Here is a 17,198-nt window from a genome sequence, read left to right as displayed (position 1 = left end):
CCCGTGACCACCACGTACGACTTCAAAGTGACCGCCGCTGATGGCAGCACCGTCTCGCTCAGCGACTACAAGGGCAAGCTGCTGCTGATCGTCAACGTAGCCAGCAAGTGCGGTCTGACGCCGCAGTACGAGGGCCTCGAGGCGCTCTATCGCGCCACCAGCGACTCCGGCGTCGAGGTCATCGGGTTCCCGTGCAACCAGTTCATGGGTCAGGAGCCCGGCACCGACGACGAGATCCAGGAGTTCTGCAAGACGACCTACGACGTGACCTTCCCGGTCCTCTCCAAGGTCGATGTCAACGGGGAGAACTCTGCTCCGCTCTACGAGTTCCTGCGTGCCGAGGCGCCGGGCGACATCCAGTGGAACTTCACCAAGTTCCTCATCGGTCGCGAGGGAGAGGTCGTCAAGCGCTACGAGCCGCAGGTGACGCCCGAAGAGATCCAGGCGGACCTCGCGCAGTATCTCTGATCTCCGAGGCGATGCCGGACGGCGCTCGATCCTGATATCTGCGGGGGCGGGCGCCGTTTGGGTTAGATAGTTGGTCAGAAGATAGTTCGGTATCAGATGGTTCGTTAAGATCTAGTTCATGACCGGACCGCGTATCGACCTGCTGTTCCTGCTCAACCAGTCCGCGCACGCCTTTGCGGCCCAGGTCGGTGAGGCGCTGGCCGACCTGGAGCTCTCGGTACGGGAGTACTGCGTGCTGATGAAGGCCGCCGAGGGGGAGTACACCCAGAACGCCGTGGCCGAGATGGCGATGCTGGACAAGACCACGATGGTCACCACTCTCGACAACCTCGAGCGCCGCGGCCTGGCCGAGCGGCGGGTCTCGACCACCGACCGCCGTGCCCGCATCGTCGCGCTCACGCCGGCCGGCGTGAAGGCGCTCGAGGAGGCCTCGAAGGCCTACAACGCGACCGTCGCCAAGGCGCTCGAGGGTCTGGCGCCGAGCGAGGGCGAGGCGTTCATCGAGGCGCTGCAGCACCTCGTCGAAGGGCCGTGGGCGACGCCGTCGCACACGATGACGCTGCGGCGTCGCGCGCCTGCCTCGTCCCGCTAGGGATGGGTTCACAACTGAATATCCCGAAATAGATTGTTTCATAACAAACAATCTTCTATGGTCGTATCTATGACGACCAAGACAGTCGCGCTCGCGACCCTCGCAGCCACTCAGCTGATGGTGATCCTCGACGGCACGGTCGTGACCGTCGCCCTTCCCGCAATCCGTGACGACCTGGGCTTCGGCGACACCTCGCTGTCCTGGGTCGTCAACGGCTTCCTGCTCGCCTTCGCGCTCGTCCTGCTCCCCGCGGGCCGGGCCGGTGACGCGTTCGGCACCCGCCCGGTCTTCCTCACCGGGCTGAGCATCTTCACGCTCGCCTCGGCATGGTGCGGCATCGCCTGGGACCCGATCTCCCTGGTCCTCGCGCGATTCGTCCAAGGCCTCGGCGGCGGCATCGCCTCGGCCGTGGTGCTCGGCATGATCGCCGGCCTCTACGCCGAGCCCCGCGAGCGCCTCCGCGCCTTCGCGGTGCTCGCCTTCGTAGGCTCGATCGGTGCGTCGGTGGGGACGGTCCTGGGCGGCGTACTCACCGACGTCGCCTCCTGGCGTTGGGCCTTCCTGATCAACGTGCCATTCGGGATCATCGCTCTGATCGTCGCGCTCCGCGCGGTGGAGGGTACGCCGCCGACCGGCGTCCAGGGTGGCCTGCTCCCGCGCGGCCTGTTCGCCCAGCGAAGGTTCGTGCTCGGAAACCTGATCCTGCTGACCCTGACCTTCGGAGGGTTCACCTTCCAGTTCGTCACGACGCTCTACCTGCAGGACGTCCTCGGCTTCGGAGCGCTCTCGACCGGCCTGGCGTTCCTTCCGGTCAGCGTGGTGATCGCCATCGCCAGCCTCGGCTTCAGCGCCACGCTGGCCGAAAGGTTCGGGTCCGAGCGCGTCCTGCTCGTCGGTGTGCTCGCCTTCGTCGCCGGCATGCTCTACCTGGTCCGCCTCCCCGGAGCCGGCGGCTTCCCTCTCGACGTTCTCCCCGGCGCGGTCGTGATGGGCCTCGGCTTCGGCCTCGCGATGCCGCAGGTGACGGCGTTGGCGATGGGCGCGCTGGCGCCGGAGCACGCCGGGATCGGTTCCGGCCTGACCACGACCACCCAGCAGCTCGGCGGGTTCCTCGGCACCCTGATCGCCGCCGGCCTGGTCACGACCGTCGGCTATGGCGCGGCGTACGCCTCGGCCGCGATCGCATTGGGCACCGGAGCCGCCGTCGCGGCGTACCTGCTCGTGGACGCGGCACGCGCCCGGGACCCGAGGATCTCCGAGCGCGTGCCGGACGAAGCCGCCAGATTCTGACGTCTCGACGTCAGAATCTGACCCCTCGGCGCTACCTCCGGACCGGGAGGACCAGCGTCGAGGGGTTCGTCTTCGTGTGGTGCACCGTGACCACGCCGGCGATGCCGCGGACCAGCTGCTTCACGTTGGGCAGCAGGTGGGGGACGTCGTAGGAGTGGACGGTGACCCGGAGGCGGTGCCCCTTCTCGATCACCGCGCCGGTCGGGAAGACCTCCACCTGCACGCGATAGACCTGACCCGGCTTGACGGGCTGTTCGGCCTCACGGGTGAACGGATGCCAGGGCTGTACGACCTGACCGTTCAGCGTCCGCGACTTCGACACGGTGACGGCACGGTGACGCATGGTCTGCCAGCCGCCGGTGATGCGGTCGACGGAGCCGTCGGGCGCGACGTCCTCGACCGAGACCGAGATCAGGCCGTCGGTGCCGGTCGTGGAGACGGACAGGTCGGCGTTGAGCGGGCCGGAGAAGGCCAGGTCCGAGGTCGCCGGCGCGGTCTCGTAGGAGACCCCGAGCGCGTCGTTGATCCGGTTGTCGGTCTCGCAGCCGGGGATCGCGAGGGCGTCGGCGGTCCACTGCGCGGTGCTGCGCGAGCACAGCCCCTGCACCGGCAGCGGCACGATGGTGTCGCCGCCGACGGGCTTCAGGGCCGACCCGAGGGCGTACGTCTTCGCGCGGACCTCGCTCCCGAGCCACGACTGCATCGTCCGCCACTTCCCGGACCCGATCTCGTGGTAGGTCACCGGCGCGACGTCGCGGTCGAGGGTGGCGTCGGGCAGACCTTTGAGGTGCGTGTCGAACCACCGCAGGGCCATCTCGCCCATGCTGTTGATCCCGCTGCCCTCCAGGCCGGCGCCCGTGGCCGCCTCGGCGTGCGTCCACGGACCGATGAGCAGCTTGGTGTCCACGCCGTTCTTCTGCATCCGGTCGAAGAGCATCGGCGTGCCGCGCTGGAAGATGTCGTACTGCCCGGCCGTCACGAACGTCGGTACGTCGATCTCGTCGACCACGCTCAACGGTGACCGCTTCCGGTAGAACGGGCCGTCGTAGCCGGCGTCGCTGCCCATCACCGCGCTGACGAGCATCGGCACCTGGAACCCGAGCGCACCGCCGACGTGCTGCAGCAGCGTGGTCAAGGTGGCGTCGGGGCGGGTCTTGTTGACGGCCGGCGGCACCAGCCCGGCGCCCGTGACCAGCCCGAACCACAGCGGGACGAACCCGGCGTCGATCTGTCCGCCGGAGGCGACGACGTCGCGGTAGACATCGCCGGCGGGCACGATCGGGAACATCGCCTTGAGCCCGCGCGGGTGCTGAGCGGCGGTGAAGAACTGGTTGATCGCCATGTAGGACGGACCCCACAGCCCGAGCTCGCCGTTGCTCCACGGGCGCTTCTTCGAGGTCGCCCAGTTGGCGACCTCGAGGCCGTCCTTCTGCTCACGGTCGCCGAACGCGTCCCACTGGCCCGCGGAGGAGCCGGTGCCGCGTACGTCGGTCTGGACGAAGACGTAGCCCCGCTGCACGAAGTAGTCCCCGCCGCTCCCGCCGGAGACGTTCTTGTTGTAGGGGTTCTGGGTCAGGATCACCGGGAACCGGCCCGGCGCCGCGGTCCCGTCCGCCTTCGCGGGACGGTGGACGTCGGCGCGCAGCACCACCCCGTCGGACATCGTGAGCTGGATGTCCTTCTCGACCACTACGCCGTACGTCGCCGGGCGAGGCTTCCACGCCCCGGCCCTCGCCTGGGGAGCCTGCGCCGCGGCGGTTCCGACAGACGCCGCCGCAGGGGCGGCGGTCGCGGAGTGCGCCGGTGGCAGGAAGGTCGTGACCAGAGCCAGGAACGATACGAGGAATGCCAGTCTGCCGAGTTTCACGACTCACTCCAGGGGTGTGTTGGATATCACACCTCGAACGACGGAGTGCAAACGCGAGTTACGTAGCCGGTCCCGGGTTTTGAATAGTGAGACTAAGCAGTCACGGCGACGGTCTTGTCGACGACCGGCGCGCCCGTGGCCGCCACGACCTCGTCGTACGTCACCCCGGGAGCGAGCTCGACGAGCTCGAACGACGAACCAGCGACGTCCAGAACACCCAGGTCGGTGATGACCCGCTTCACGATCCCGCGACCGGTCAGCGGCAGGTCGCAGGCCGAGAGCAGCTTGGGCGCACCCTTCTTGGTGACGTGCTCCATCAGCACGATCACCCGCCCGGCGCCGGAGACGAGGTCCATCGCGCCGCCCATGCCCTTGACCATCTGGCCGGGCACCATCCAGTTGGCGATGTCGCCGTTGGTCGAGACCTGCATAGCGCCCAGGACGGCGACGTCGATGTGGCCGCCGCGGATCATCGCGAACGAGGTCGCGGAGTCGAAGTAGGAAGCACCCGCGAGCACCGTCACGGTCTGCTTGCCGGCGTTGATCAGGTCGGGGTCGACCTCGTCCTCGTAGGGGAACGGGCCGACGCCGAGGATGCCGTTCTCGGCGTGCAGCACGACCGTCGAGGTCTCCGGGATGTAGTCGGGGATCAGCGTCGGCAGGCCGATCCCGAGGTTGACGTAGTCGCCGTCCTGCAGCTCCAGCGCGGCGCGCGCGGCCATCTGGTTGCGGTCCCAAGCCATGACTCAGGCCTCCTGGTTCGTGGTCGGGCGCTCGCCGCGCGTCGTACGCTTCTCGATGTCCTTGCGCGCTGCCTGCTCGGGCGTCAGCGCGACGATTCGCTTCACGAAGATCCCCGGAAGGTGGACGTCGGCCGGAGCGATCTCACCGACCTCGACGACCTCCTCGGCCTCGACGACGGTCACCCGGCCGGCCATCGCCGCCGGCACGTTGAAGTTGCGCGTGGAGGCGTTGAACTGGGCGTTGCCGGCCCGGTCGACGCGGGTCGCGCGGACCAGTGCGAAGTCGGTGATGATGCCCTCCTCGAGCACCATCTGCTTGCCGTGGAACTCCCTGACCTCCTTCGGCTCGGAGGCCTCGGCGATCGTTCCGTCGGGGTTGTAGCGGTAGGGGAGGCCGCCGTCGGAGACCATCGTGCCGACGCCGGTCGGGGTGTAGAAGGCGCCGATCCCGCTGCCGCCCGCGCGCATCCGCTCCGCGAGCGTGCCCTGCGGAGTGAGCTCGAGCGTGATCTCGCCGGCCAGGTACTGGCGGCCGAACTCCTTGTTCTCGCCGATGTAGCTCGCGATCACCCGGGAGATGCGGTGGTCGTCGAGCAGCAGCCCGAGCCCGGCGCCGTCGACGCCGCAGTTGTTGGAGACCACCATCAGGTCGTCCGCACCCTGCTCGCGCAGCGCCTCGATCAGGAACCACGGGATTCCCACCAGCCCGAAGCCGCCCACGGCCAGGCTGGCCCCGCTGTGGATGTCGGCAACCGCCTCCGCGGCCGACCCGACCACCTTGTCCAGACCCATGTCTTCTCTGCTCTCTCGAAGGCTCTACTGATGAAAGAAATTCCGTACGTCGCTTCGCTGGCTGCCTCAGCGGACCGACTCGAACACCGCGGCGAGCCCCTGACCGCCGCCGATGCACATCGTCTCCAGGACGTACCGGGCCTCGCGCCGCTGCGCCTCGCGGGCGGCGGTGGCGAGGATGCGGGCGCCGGTCGCACCGATCGGGTGGCCGAGCGAGATGCCCGAGCCGTTGGGGTTGAGCCGCTCGTCGGTGGCGTCGATCTTCCACTCGCGCAGGACGGCGAGGACCTGGGCCGCGAAGGCCTCGTTGAGCTCGATCAGGTCGATCTCGTCGAGGGTGAGCCCGGCCCGGGACAGCGCCGCCTTGCTGGAGAGGACGGGGCCGATGCCCATCCGCTCGGGTTCGCAGCCGGTGACGGCCCACGACTTGAGCGCCAGCAGGGGAGTCAGCCCGCGCCTCTCGGCCTCGGCGCGCGTGGTCACGATGCACATCGCGGCGCCGTCGTTCTGGCCGGACGCGTTGCCGGCGGTGACGGTCGACTCCTCGTCGACCTTCAGGCGGATCGGGCGCAGGGAGGCGAGCTTCTCCAGGGAGATGTCGGCACGCGGGTGCTCGTCGCGGTCGACGACGACATCGGGCTTGCGGCGGCCGCCGGGGACGGTCACCGGAACGAGCTCGTCGGCGAACTTGCCGGCCTCGTGGGCGGCGACGGCACGCTGGTTGGAGCGCAGCGCGAGCTCGTCCTGCTCCTCGCGCCCGATGCCGTACTCACGACGCAGGTTCTCGGCTGTCTCGATCATGCCGCCCGGGAGTGGGTGGTCCTTGCCGCCTGCGGTCTCGCGAGCCCGGTCGAGGCGGTCGAGCAGCTCGATGCCGCCCTGCTTCACCCCGCCGCGCAGCCCGAGCGCGTAGTGCTCGACGTTGGACATCGACTCCGCACCGCCGGCCACGACGAGGTTCGCGGCACCGGTGGCGACCGAGCCCGCGGCGTACAGGATCGCCTGGAGGCCAGAACCGCAGCGACGGTCGATCTGGAGGCCGGGGACGCCGTTGCCGAGCCCGGCGTCGAGGGCCGCGATGCGGCCGATCGCGGGGTTCTCGCCGCTCGCGTAGCCGTTGCCGAGGATGACGTCGTCGACGTCGCCCTCCTGAAGGCCGGTGCGCTCGACCAGCTCACGCAGGACCGTCGTGGCGAGGTCGGTCGCGGTCAACGGCGCCAGGGCACCGAGGAACCGGCCGACCGGGGTGCGGAGGGGCTCGCAGATGACGATGTCGTTGGCGGAGCTGCTCATGCCATCGACGGTACGCGCGCAGTCATGACTTGAGAAGTATTCATTTGGGCACGATTGACACTCCCGAAGTCTTGATCAACTGTCCGACCGGACAGTGCGCGGGTGAGGCTATTGCGATAAGTTCGCGTTAGCAGTTTCCTCTCGGGTTCCACTTCGACCACCCCACGTAGATCAATGAGGTGACCATGCACGTCCCCGACGGCTTCCTCGACGCTCCGACGTCGATCGCCACCGGTGCAGTCGCTGTCGTCGCGGTCGGCGTCGCGCTGCGCGGCGCGCGCCGTGAGCTCGACGACAAGACCGCCCCGCTGGCCGGCCTCGTGGCCGCGTTCGTCTTCGCGACCCAGATGCTCAACTTCCCGGTGGGGGCGGGCACGAGCGGTCACCTGATGGGCGGCGCGCTGGCGGCGGTGCTGGTGGGGCCGTGGACCGGGGTGCTGTGCGTCTCGGTCGTGCTGATCGTGCAGTCCCTGCTCTTCGCCGACGGCGGCATCACCGCGCTCGGCACCAACATCCTGCTCATGGCCGTCACCACGGTGCTCGTCGGCTGGTTCGTGAGCCGGGTGCTGATCAAGGTGCTGCCGAAGCGGGTCGGCCTGGTCGCCCCCGCGGCGGCGATCGGCGCCTTCCTCTCCGTCCCCGCCGCAGCGGCCGTCTTCACCGCGCTCTACGCGGTCGGTGGCACCGCCGACATCTCGCTGACCACGCTGGCCACCGCGATGCTCGGCTGGCACACGGTGATCGGTCTGGGCGAGGGTGCGATCACGTTCCTCGCGGTCGGCGCGATCCTGTCCGTACGCCCCGACCTCGTCTACGCCGCGCGAGGCGTGATCGCCGAGCGCGACCTGGTGATCAAGCCGAAGGAGTCGGTGGCATGAGCACGGCATCGAAGCGGACCGTGCCGTTCCGGTGGGTCGCCGTCGGCATCGCCGTCGTCGCGCTGCTCCTGGCCGGGGTGGTCTCCTACTACGCATCCGCCAACCCCGACGGCCTCGAGTACGTCGCCGGCAAGACCGGCTTCCTTGACAGCGCCTCGGAGCACGGCGCGGCCGACGGCCCGCTGGCCGACTACGGCACCAAGGGCGTCGACGACGAGCGGCTCTCCGGCGGCCTCGCCGGCGTGATCGGCACCGTGGTGGTGCTCGTCCTCGCCGGCGGCCTCGCCGTGGTCGTACGTCGCCGATCCGCCAACTCCGACGAGGCCTGAGCCGGTGCCCGCCCATCTGAAGGTGCTCGCCCTGATCGGCTTCATGCTCGTCGTGGTGGCGACGCCGCGGGAGTGGTTCGCTGCGTACGCCTTCTTTCTCGCGGTCCTGGTGACGGTCGGCGCGGTGGCGCGGGTGCGCCCGGGGTGGGTGCTGAAGCGGATGGTGGTGGAGACGCCGTTCGTGGTCTTCGCGGTGCTGATGCCGTTCATCGCGCACGGGCCGCGGGTCGAGGTGCTCGGACTCAGCCTCAGCGAGTCGGGTCTCCTCTCGGCGTGGGGGCTGCTCGCCAAGGGCACGCTCGGCGTGATCGCCGGGCTGATGCTGGCCGCGACCACGACGCCCCAGGAGCTCGTCCATGGCCTGGAGCGGCTGCGGTTGCCTCAGCAGCTGGTGCAGATCATGGCGTTCATGGTGCGCTACCTCGAGGTGGTGACCGACGAGATGCGCCGGATGGCGGTCGCGCGCGCCTCACGAGGCTTCGAGGCCCGCAACCCGCTCCACTGGCCCGTGCTCGCGCGCTCGGTCGGTGCGCTGTTCATCCGCTCCTTCGAGCGCGGCGAGCGAGTGCACCTGGCCATGGTCTCGCGCGGCTACACAGGGAGGATGCCCCGGTGACCACTCCAGTCCTGGACGTACGCGGCTTGGCTTTCGCCTATCCCGACGGCCATCAGGCGCTCTTCGGCGTCGACCTGCACGTCCACCGTGGTGAGCGGGTCGCGCTGCTGGGTCCCAACGGGGCCGGCAAGACGACGCTGGTCCTGCACCTGAACGGCATCCACCTCGCTGGCGCCGGAACGGTCGCGGTCTCCGGGCTGCCGGTCACCAAGGCCAACATCAAGGAGATCCGCCGCCGCGTCGGCATCGTCTTCCAGGACCCCGACGACCAGCTCTTCATGGGCACCGTCCGCGAGGACGTCGCCTTCGGTCCCGCCAACCTCGGCCTGCGCGGCGAGGCCCTGGACACGAAGGTGACCGAGGCGCTCGCGAAGGTCGGCATGGAGGACTTCGCCGACCGCCCGCCCCACCACCTCTCCTTCGGTCAGCGCCGCCGGGTCGCGGTGGCCACCGTGCTGGCGATGGACCCCGAGATCCTGGTCCTCGACGAGCCCTCCTCCAACCTCGACCCGGCATCCCGTCGCGAGCTCGCCGACATCCTCCGCGATCTCGACGTCACCGTCTTGATGGTCACCCACGACCTGCCGTACGCCCTCGAGCTCTGCGAGCGCTCCGTCATCCTCGACGGCGGCATCGTGGCCGCCGAGGGCCGCACGGTCGACGTACTCTCCAACGCCGACCTGATGCGCGCCCACCGCCTCGAGCTCCCCTTCGGCTTCGACCCGGTGGCGGCTGCCGCCACCCTCTAGCCGGGCTACTCGGCCAGGCGGCGGGAGCGGTAGTGGAGCTTGGCGCTGACGTAGCCGCGCCAGCCGACCAGGGTGATGCCGAGGAAGAGGAGCGAGACGACCAGGAAGGCCGGCGCCAGGCCCTCGCCGGAAAGGCCGCGCAGCACCATCCCGATGACGTACGTCCCGAGCCAGACGACCACGCCCGCAGGCCAGGCGCGAGCGGCGGGCCAGCGGCGCCAGATCAGCACGGCCCAGGCCACGGCGAGCCCGATCAGGAAGGGCCAGGCGATGCGGAGCACGACGAGCGCCGGGCCGGAGTCGTGCGACTGGCGCCCGGCGAAGGCGAAGAGGAGCACGAAGAAGACATCGACGGCGAAGGCCGCGACCGCCCACCTGGGCACGAGGCCGGCGATGAGTGGGGAGGAGGCGTCGGGCTTCGTGGAGGACATGGTGCCCAGGATACGAGCCTGGCCGGCGAATCAGGCGAGCGTGGTCAGCCAGGCCCCGCCGCGCATCACCCGGGTCGGCTGCAGCGACTCGTCGGTGAGCACCAGGTCGGCGCGAGCGCCGGGCTCGAGGCGGCCCGCGTCGAGGCCCACCACCGATGCCGGCCGCAGGCTCGCGGCCTTCATCAGCATGGCCAGGTCGATACCGGCGGCCGCATGGCGGCGTACCTGGTCCATGAGTCGCGACGTGCCTCCGGCGATCGACCCGTTGCCGGTCCCGTCGGCCACGCGGGCGACCCCGGAGCGTACCTCCACGGACAGAGGTCCGAGCTGGTAGTCGCCGTCGGCCATCCCGGCCGCGGCCATCGCGTCGGTGACGAGTACGACCGAGCCGGGCACCATCGACATCACGGCCCGGACCGTCTCGTCGTCGAGGTGTACGCCGTCAGCGATCAGCTCCACACAGGCATCGCCGACACCGGCGGCGCCCAGGGATCCGAGCACGGGGCCGGGGTCACGATGGTGCGCGGGCGGCATCCCGTTGAAGAGGTGGGTGACCAGGCTCCCCGGTCCGGAGAGGAACGAGCGAGCCCGCTCCGCCGACGCGGCGGTGTGTCCCAGCGCCACCACGACCCCGGCCTCGGTGAGCACCGAGGCCACCTCGTCGGCCCCGGGGAGCTCCGCGGCCAGCGTCATCACCCGCAGGTGCCCCCGGGCGGCGGCGACGAACTCACGGGCGAGCCCGACGTCCGGCGCGAGCAGCAGCGCCGGATCGTGCGCGCCGCGGCAGGAGTGCTCCAGGAACGGCCCCTCCATGTGAATGCCGGCGATCAGCCCGGCCTCGGCAGCCGTGGCCAGCGCCGCGACGACCGACAGCAACCGGGAAGGCGAGTCGGTCACGGTCGAGGCCAGCAGTGTGGTCGTGCCGGCAGCGTGGTGAACGCCGGCAGCGGTGGCGATCTCGTCCGGCGACGTGGTGTGGAACGAGGCACCGCCACCGCCGTGGTTGTGGATGTCCACCAGCCCCGGGAGCAGGATCCCCGAGGACGAGGGGTCGCCGGAGACGGCCGCCCGCACGTCGGAGACGAGCCCTGCGGACACCGTCACGACGACGTCGTCGAAGCCGCCCGGCCGCGGCACTCGGCCGCGCACCACATGCTCTAGATCCATCGCTTGAACCAGATCCTCGTCAGCCATTCCTGCCGGGTGAGCAGCTCATCGGTGTAGATCGGCCAGAACCAGGCGAAGTTGCAGATCACCAGCACGACGAAGATGCCAGCGGCGACGGCACCCCCGACGCGACGCCGAGCGGCGGGCGTGCCGCCGGCGTGAGGTGGTGGCCGGTCGAGCAGCTTGCCCAGACACAGGCACAGGCCGAGCACCAGGAACGGCAGCGCGATGATCATGTAGAAGGAGAAGATCGGCCGCCCGGCGTACTGCAGCCAGGGCAGCCACGTCGACAGCACTCCGACCACGGCGACCCCGAACCTCCAGTCCCGCGCGGCGACCCACATGAACGCCGAGACGATCAGCGCGACGAACGCTCCCCACCACAGCACCGGGGTGCCCAGGAGCAGCACCTGTCGCAGGCACGTCCCCGCCTCCTCCGGACCGTCGCCGTCGGGATCGGTGGAGGGGGAGGCGTCGCACATCTCGCCGCGGGACTTCGCGCCGGACAGGATCCCGGTGTCGGCGGCGACCCCGACCGGCCGGTTCAGGACCAGCCAGCCGATCGGATGGGACCCGTAGGTGTGCTCGGCACACTCCAGGAAGTGGGTGTGGAAGGTGAAGACGTCGCGGTGGTAGTACCACAGCGACCGCAGCGACTGACTGACCTCGCCGAGGCCGGAAGCGTCCGGCTCGTTGGCGGTCGGCCAGCGCTTGTCGTTGAGGTTCTCCGGGACGTACGACTTGTTCTCGCAGTGGCCCTCGCCGGTGTAGCGCGTGTACTGCGTCGCCGAGAGCGACTCCTCGTAGACGTCCGCGTGGGTCATCCACGGGATCCACGTCATCACGTAGACGGCCAGCGCGACGCCGACCAGGTGCGCGAAAGCGGTCGGCCCGTCAGCCACACAGGCACGAAGCCAGGAAAGCCGTACGCCGAAGGAGCGCCGCATCCCGGCGCACCAGGCCACGTAGAGGAGACCGAAGGCGGCCAGCGGGTAGAGCGCCTCCCACTTGGAGCCGATGGCCAGGCCCCACGCGACTCCAGAGCAGAGCAGCCACGGACGGAACAGCATCTGGCGGACGGGTCCCCACGCGCCCGGCGCGGCGAGCTGGGTGGGCGCGAGGGCGGAGAACCGCCGCCGGTACCAGTCGCGGTCCATCACCATCAGGTGCACCGCGAGCAGCAGGAAGAAGGCGACGAAGAGATCGAGCAGGGCCAGGCGCGAGAGCACGAACGCGAGCCCGTCGAAGGTGATCAGGATGCCGCCGACGAGGCCGAGCAGCATGGAGCCGGAGACGCGGCGTACGAACCGGATCGTCAGCAGCACCAGCAGTGACCCGACCACGACCGACGCGATCCGCCAGCCGAACGGGTCCATCCCGAAGAGCTTGATGCCGATCGCGATGAGCCACTTGCCGACGTCGGGATGGACGATCATCGACGGCCCGTCGGCGAACTGCCCCTCGAGCTGCCCGGCCAGGATGTTCTCGTCGGCGCCCTCGATGAAGTTGCGCGCGTAGCCGTACTCGAGCAGCGCCCAGGCGTCCTTGGCGTAGTAGGTCTCGTCGAAGGCGAAGACCTTCGGGGTGCCCAGGTGCCACAGCCGCAGCAGGAACGCGAGCGCGGTGATCCCGATCGTCGCCGCCCAGCCGGCCCGCGGCGAGCCGTTGATGCGGCGCCGGGCGCGTTCCCAGGCGGTCGGAAGGAGGTGACCGGAGGGGGTGCTGGCCAGGCCCTCCATGGGCTCCGGCTCCTCGGTCACCGTCGTCGTCACGAGGGAACCTTATAAGCCTGCAACAATATCGGGGTGGTAGTTCCAGAGGACGGCGTGCTCGTACTTGCGGCAACCCCGATCGGACGGGTCGAGGATGCCCCACCCCGTTTGGCCTCCGAGCTCGCCACCGCGGACGTCATCGCCGCCGAGGACACCCGCCGCCTGCGTCGGCTGACGACGGATCTCGGCGTCGAGATCAAGGGCCGCATCGTCTCCTACTTCGAGGGCAACGAGACCGCGCGTACGCCGACGCTGCTCGCCGACCTCCTCGACGGCAACCGCGTGCTGCTGGTGACCGACGCCGGGATGCCATCGGTCTCCGACCCCGGCTATCGCCTGGTCGCCGCCGCGGTCGAGAAGGACGTACGCGTCACCGCGGTGCCCGGCCCCTCGGCCGTCCTGACCGCCCTGGCCGTCAGCGGCCTCCCCGTCGACCGGTTCTGTTTCGAGGGCTTCCTGCCCCGCAAGGCCGGTGAGCGCTCGCGCCGCCTCGCTTCGCTGGCCAAGGAGGAGCGCACCATGGTCTTCTTCGAAGCCCCCCACCGCACCCAGGCAGCCTTGGAAGCCATGCGCGACGCCTTCGGCGACGCCCGCGCTGCGGCCGTCTGCCGCGAGCTGACGAAGACCCACGAAGAAGTACGCCGCGGCGGACTGGCCGAGCTCGTCGACTGGGCCGCTGAGGGAGTACGCGGTGAGGTCACCATCGTCGTCACCGGTGCCGACCCATCCGCCGAGATCGGCAACGATCCCGAGAGCCTCCGCGCCGCCGTGGCCGACCTCCAAGAGGACGGCCTCACCAAGAAGGAAGCCATCGCCGAAGCAGCCAAACGAGCCGGCGTCCCGAAGCGCGAGGTCTACGACCTAGTCCACAAACCCGCCGAGTAGGCGAAATCTGACGCCGAAAAGTCGGTTCTCATAGGCACTTCACCCACACCACCTGCGGTGAACGTCCGCCTTTTGGTCCGACGACCCATATGTGCCCGACCTCGACCCTGGCCTTCGCGAGCGGTCGACGAACACACGGCGGATCCCCCTCGCCTTCCACGCCGTCCGACTCCCACCGCACCCCATCTGCGCGGAAGTCGAGCTGCTCGCCATCGTCGGCGTCGAACATCACCAGATCGTCGTCCGGGTTCGCCCGCATGGCGACGCCAATCGCCACCTGCGCGTGCTTTGCGCCCCAGGGCGAGCGCAGCCCCGCGTACGCTCCGGCGCCAGCGCCCACCGCAACGACCGCTCCGACAGCGACCAACATCCGCGGCACTCGCCACCAAGGCAGGGCAACATCCATGCGCGAAGTATGTCGGCGAGCCCGACCCCTCACCGCGAGAAGTCAGTTTCTGACGCCGAGAAGTCAGTTCGTGACCCCGAGAAGTCGGTTCTTGACCACGCGAAGTCGCTCGACTGACCTCTCGCGGTCAGAAACTGACGCCTCGACGTCAAAGATCGACGCCTCGGCGTCAGAAACTGACTTCTCGGGGCGAACTAGGATCGGGGCGTGAGTTTTCCGCCGCTTCCCGAGTCATTGCCCGCGCCCGTCGTCGACAACCACACCCATCTCGACATCGTCAGGGGGGACGAGGCTCTCCTGGTCGAGGAGGCGCTCGCCCAGGCGGCGGCGGTGGGGGTGACCAGGGTGGTCCAGATCGGCTGCGACCTGCCCGGTGCGCGCTGGGCGGTCGAGGCGGCCCAGACGTACGACAACATGGTCGCCGGGGTCGCGCTGCACCCCAACGACGCGCCTCGCCAGCCCGACCTGGAGGCCGCACTGGACGAGATCGAGAAGCTCGCCGGGGCGCACGACAAGGTGCGTGTGGTGGGGGAGACCGGGATGGACTTCTTCCGCACCGACGAGGAGGGTCGCGAGACCCAGGCCTACTCCTTCCGGCGCCACATCGACATCGCCAAGCGCCTCGACAAGACCCTGATGATCCACGACCGCGACGCCCACGAGGCGGTTCTCGAGGTGATCGACAGCGTCGGACCGCCCGAGCGCTGGGTGATGCACTGCTTCTCCGGTGATCCCGAGTTCGCCCGCCAGTGCCTCGACCGGGGTGCCTACCTCTCCTTCGCCGGCACGGTGACGTTCAAGAACGCGCAGTACCTCCGCGACGCCCTCGCGATCACTCCCCAGGACCGCATCCTGGTCGAGACCGATGCCCCGTTCCTCACGCCCCACCCGCACCGCGGCGCGATCAACTCCAGCTACATGATCCCTNAACCGCTGGTCTGGATGGCGGAGAAGTGAACGAACACGTCCTCACCGCCGCCGTCCTGCGCGATGAAGCCGAAGCCCTTGTCAGCGTTGAACCACTTGACGGTTCCCTGAGCCATGATCTTTTCCTCTGTTCGGTGCAAGGGACACTGTGCCCCAAGCCGCTGAAGACATCCATCTGTGCTGATGTCCAGCGAACCGAAAACCAGATAAAAGATACAAGCCGCGACGTGGTGTGCGGCCAGGATGGCTTACAGAGCCATCCCTTCAACAAGATCAACAGTACGCCATCAGGCCCGGGATCGTGGTTTCCACGAGATCCCGGGCCTGTTGCGTCAGACCCGCGCCGCTTCCTCGCGCGAATCGGCAGCGTCCAGCAACCGGATCGCCTCGTCGAACTCGGCCTCGATGTCCGGGTTCTCCCGGTAGGTCGCGAGGCTGACCACGACCGCGACGATCGCGTTGAGAGCGAAGCCCGGCACGATCTCGTACATCTGCGAGCTGAGCGCGTCGATGTTGCCCCACACCACGACGGTCACGGCACCGACCACCAAGCCGGCCAGCGCGCCGGCCGCGGTGAGCTTCCGCCACCACAGCGCCAGCAGGATGATCGGGCCGAAGGAGGCACCGAAGCCCGCCCAGGCGTACGCGACCAGGTCGAGCACGGTCCCGCTCTTGGGCCAGGCCAGGACGGCAGCCACGACGGCGATGCCGAGCACGGCGAGCCGGCCGAACAGGACAAGCTGGCGGTCGGAGGCGTCGTTCTTGAAGACCGCCTTGTAGAGGTCCTCCACCAGCGCCGAGGAGGTCACCAGGAGCTGGGAGGAGATCGTGCTCATGATCGCGGCGAGCACGGCGGCGAGCATGATGCCCGCGACCAGCGGGTGGAAGAAGATCTGCCCGAGCACGATGAAGACCGCCTCCGGGTCGTCGAGCTTCGCGTCGGGGTTCTGCTGGTAGTAGGCGATGCCGACGAGGGCGGTGCCGACAGCGCCGAAGAGGCTCAGCAGCATCCAGCCGATGCCGATCCGCCGCGCGGAGGCGGCCTCCCCCGCCGTACGCAGGGCCATGAACCGGACGATGATGTGCGGCTGGCCGAAGTAGCCCAGCCCCCACGCCACCGCCGAGATGACACCGAGCGCGGTGGCACCCTCGAGCATGCTCAGCCGCGACGGGTCGACGGCGCGGATGCTGTCCACGGTCTCGGCGGGCCCGCCGGTCACGAAGACACCGACGACGGGCACCAGCACCAGCGCGAGCAGCATGATCGCGCCCTGCACGAAGTCGGTGTAGGAGACCGCGAGGAACCCACCGAAGAGCGTGTACGCCACCACGACCCCGGCCACCACCAGCATGCCGGTGTGGAAGTCCGTGCCGAAGGAGCTCTCGAAGAAGACGCCGCCGGCGACCATGCCCGAGGACACGTAGAAGGTGAAGAACACCAGGATCACGGCCCCGGAGGCCATCCGCAGCAGCCGCGAGGAGTCCTTGAGCCGGTTCTCCAGGAAGCTGGGCACGGTGATCGAGTCACCCGAGACCTCGGTGTACGTCCGCAGCCGCGGCGCCACGACCTTCCAGTTGAGCCAGGCGCCGACGGTCAGACCGACAGCGATCCAGCCCTCCATCAGCCCGGTCGCGTAGATCGCACCAGGCAGGCCCATGAGCAACCACCCCGACATGTCCGAGGCACCCGCACTCAACGCACTCACCATCGGGCCGAGATCGCGCCCGCCCAGCATGTAGTCGTCGAGGTTCGAGGTGCGCCGGTACGCCCAGGCGCCGATGCCGAGCATGGCGACCATATAGGCCACCAACGCCAGCATTTGATAGGTCAGGTCTGACATCGAGAAACTCCAAGATCGGGGGAATGCCGCCGCAGAACCTAACCCGTAGACCGCGTTTGACTGTGATCGGCACCCCACGACTGCGCTACGCCACGGCTGAGGCCGCTTGGCACCGGCTCGGACGGCAGCCAGGCACGGTTTCCGATGCGCGG

At 69.2% G+C, this 17,198-nt stretch carries 18 protein-coding genes and 1 pseudogene; 9 read left to right on the top strand and 10 right to left on the bottom strand.

Features of this window, described 5'->3' with window-relative positions; genetic code table 11:
• Window positions 1-3 precede the first annotated feature (3 nt).
• The 3 genes from ACFX43_RS17615 (at window position 4) to ACFX43_RS17605 (ending at window position 2,350) form a co-directional block, all read left to right on the top strand.
• Entirely contained in the window at window positions 4-468 is a 465-nt protein-coding gene (locus ACFX43_RS17615) for a glutathione peroxidase (protein WP_378830731.1), read from the top strand.
• Between the two features lie 118 nt (window positions 469-586).
• Entirely contained in the window at window positions 587-1,060 is a 474-nt protein-coding gene (locus tag ACFX43_RS17610; protein WP_160025466.1) for a MarR family transcriptional regulator, read from the top strand.
• 69 nt (window positions 1,061-1,129) lie between these two features.
• Entirely contained in the window at window positions 1,130-2,350 is a 1,221-nt protein-coding gene (locus tag ACFX43_RS17605) for an MFS transporter (RefSeq protein ID WP_378830722.1), read from the top strand.
• A gap of 31 nt (window positions 2,351-2,381) precedes the next feature.
• Here the strand turns inward: ACFX43_RS17605 and ACFX43_RS17600 are convergent, their stop codons facing one another.
• From ACFX43_RS17600 to ACFX43_RS17585, 4 genes are all read right to left on the bottom strand, one after another.
• A complete protein-coding gene (locus tag ACFX43_RS17600) occupies window positions 2,382-4,217 on the bottom strand; it encodes a CocE/NonD family hydrolase (protein WP_378830714.1) in 1,836 nt (611 codons plus the stop codon).
• 92 nt (window positions 4,218-4,309) lie between these two features.
• Window positions 4,310-4,960, bottom strand: coding sequence for a CoA transferase subunit B (locus ACFX43_RS17595; RefSeq protein WP_378830710.1), 651 nt, complete (start codon window positions 4,958-4,960; stop codon window positions 4,310-4,312).
• 3 nt (window positions 4,961-4,963) lie between these two features.
• Window positions 4,964-5,752, bottom strand: coding sequence for a CoA transferase subunit A (locus tag ACFX43_RS17590; protein WP_160025462.1), 789 nt, complete (start codon window positions 5,750-5,752; stop codon window positions 4,964-4,966).
• Between the two features lie 66 nt (window positions 5,753-5,818).
• Window positions 5,819-7,045, bottom strand: coding sequence for an acetyl-CoA C-acetyltransferase (locus ACFX43_RS17585; protein ID WP_378830698.1), 1,227 nt, complete (start codon window positions 7,043-7,045; stop codon window positions 5,819-5,821).
• Window positions 7,046-7,230: 185 nt separating this feature from the next.
• On the opposite strand from ACFX43_RS17585, the gene ACFX43_RS17580 reads away from it, so the two are divergent.
• Genes ACFX43_RS17580 through ACFX43_RS17565 form a run of 4 tightly spaced genes read left to right on the top strand, consistent with a single transcriptional unit; the run spans window position 7,231 to window position 9,617 of the window.
• Complete coding sequence (locus ACFX43_RS17580; protein ID WP_160025460.1) at window positions 7,231-7,923, top strand: energy-coupling factor ABC transporter permease; 693 nt, start codon at window positions 7,231-7,233, stop codon at window positions 7,921-7,923.
• Window positions 7,920-8,252 (top strand): PDGLE domain-containing protein, encoded by a 333-nt coding sequence (locus tag ACFX43_RS17575; RefSeq protein WP_378830692.1) that lies wholly within the window; start codon window positions 7,920-7,922, stop codon window positions 8,250-8,252. Before ACFX43_RS17580 ends, ACFX43_RS17575 begins: the two co-directional genes overlap by 4 nt.
• A gap of 4 nt (window positions 8,253-8,256) precedes the next feature.
• Window positions 8,257-8,868, top strand: a complete 612-nt coding sequence (gene cbiQ / locus ACFX43_RS17570; protein ID WP_378830684.1) for a cobalt ECF transporter T component CbiQ — start codon at window positions 8,257-8,259, stop codon at window positions 8,866-8,868.
• Window positions 8,865-9,617, top strand: a complete 753-nt coding sequence (locus tag ACFX43_RS17565; protein ID WP_378830674.1) for an energy-coupling factor ABC transporter ATP-binding protein — start codon at window positions 8,865-8,867, stop codon at window positions 9,615-9,617. Before cbiQ ends, ACFX43_RS17565 begins: the two co-directional genes overlap by 4 nt.
• Window positions 9,618-9,622: 5 nt before the next feature.
• Here the strand turns inward: ACFX43_RS17565 and ACFX43_RS17560 are convergent, their stop codons facing one another.
• From ACFX43_RS17560 to ACFX43_RS17550, 3 genes are read right to left on the bottom strand one after another with little or no spacing between them, the layout of a single operon-like run.
• Window positions 9,623-10,048 (bottom strand): DUF3054 domain-containing protein, encoded by a 426-nt coding sequence (locus tag ACFX43_RS17560; protein WP_378830671.1) that lies wholly within the window; start codon window positions 10,046-10,048, stop codon window positions 9,623-9,625.
• Between the two features lie 30 nt (window positions 10,049-10,078).
• On the bottom strand, window positions 10,079-11,215 hold the full coding sequence (locus ACFX43_RS17555; RefSeq protein WP_378830664.1) for an N-acetylglucosamine-6-phosphate deacetylase: 1,137 nt from the start codon (window positions 11,213-11,215) through the stop codon (window positions 10,079-10,081).
• Window positions 11,206-12,987: a dolichyl-phosphate-mannose--protein mannosyltransferase gene (locus ACFX43_RS17550; RefSeq protein WP_378830654.1), complete on the bottom strand. Its 1,782-nt coding sequence runs from the start codon at window positions 12,985-12,987 to the stop codon at window positions 11,206-11,208. Before ACFX43_RS17550 ends, ACFX43_RS17555 begins: the two co-directional genes overlap by 10 nt.
• Window positions 12,988-13,020: 33 nt before the next feature.
• Between ACFX43_RS17550 and rsmI the strand changes: the two genes are divergently transcribed.
• Entirely contained in the window at window positions 13,021-13,872 is an 852-nt protein-coding gene (gene rsmI / locus ACFX43_RS17545) for a 16S rRNA (cytidine(1402)-2'-O)-methyltransferase (protein ID WP_378830650.1), read from the top strand.
• 28 nt (window positions 13,873-13,900) lie between these two features.
• Here rsmI and ACFX43_RS17540 read toward each other — a convergent pair whose 3' ends face one another.
• Window positions 13,901-14,278, bottom strand: coding sequence for a hypothetical protein (locus tag ACFX43_RS17540; RefSeq protein ID WP_378830642.1), 378 nt, complete (start codon window positions 14,276-14,278; stop codon window positions 13,901-13,903).
• A 207-nt stretch (window positions 14,279-14,485) separates the two neighbouring features.
• Here ACFX43_RS17540 and ACFX43_RS17535 point away from each other — a divergent pair, with 207 nt between their 5' ends.
• Window positions 14,486-15,235, top strand: a complete 750-nt coding sequence (locus tag ACFX43_RS17535; protein WP_378830632.1) for a TatD family hydrolase — start codon at window positions 14,486-14,488, stop codon at window positions 15,233-15,235.
• Here the strand turns inward: ACFX43_RS17535 and ACFX43_RS17530 are convergent.
• Window positions 15,208-15,321, bottom strand: a pseudogene (locus ACFX43_RS17530) (cold-shock protein); the annotation flags it as partial. The gene ACFX43_RS17535 and the pseudogene ACFX43_RS17530 overlap by 28 nt on opposite strands.
• 216 nt (window positions 15,322-15,537) lie before the next feature.
• Window positions 15,538-17,046, bottom strand: coding sequence for a sodium/proline symporter PutP (gene putP / locus ACFX43_RS17525; protein ID WP_378830622.1), 1,509 nt, complete (start codon window positions 17,044-17,046; stop codon window positions 15,538-15,540).
• Window positions 17,047-17,198 lie beyond the last annotated feature (152 nt).

Origin of the sequence: Nocardioides sp. YIM B13467 (assembly GCF_042788075.1) — a bacterium.
Taxonomy (GTDB): domain Bacteria; phylum Actinomycetota; class Actinomycetes; order Propionibacteriales; family Nocardioidaceae; genus Nocardioides.
This window is presented reverse-complemented; position numbering and strand designations above follow the sequence as displayed.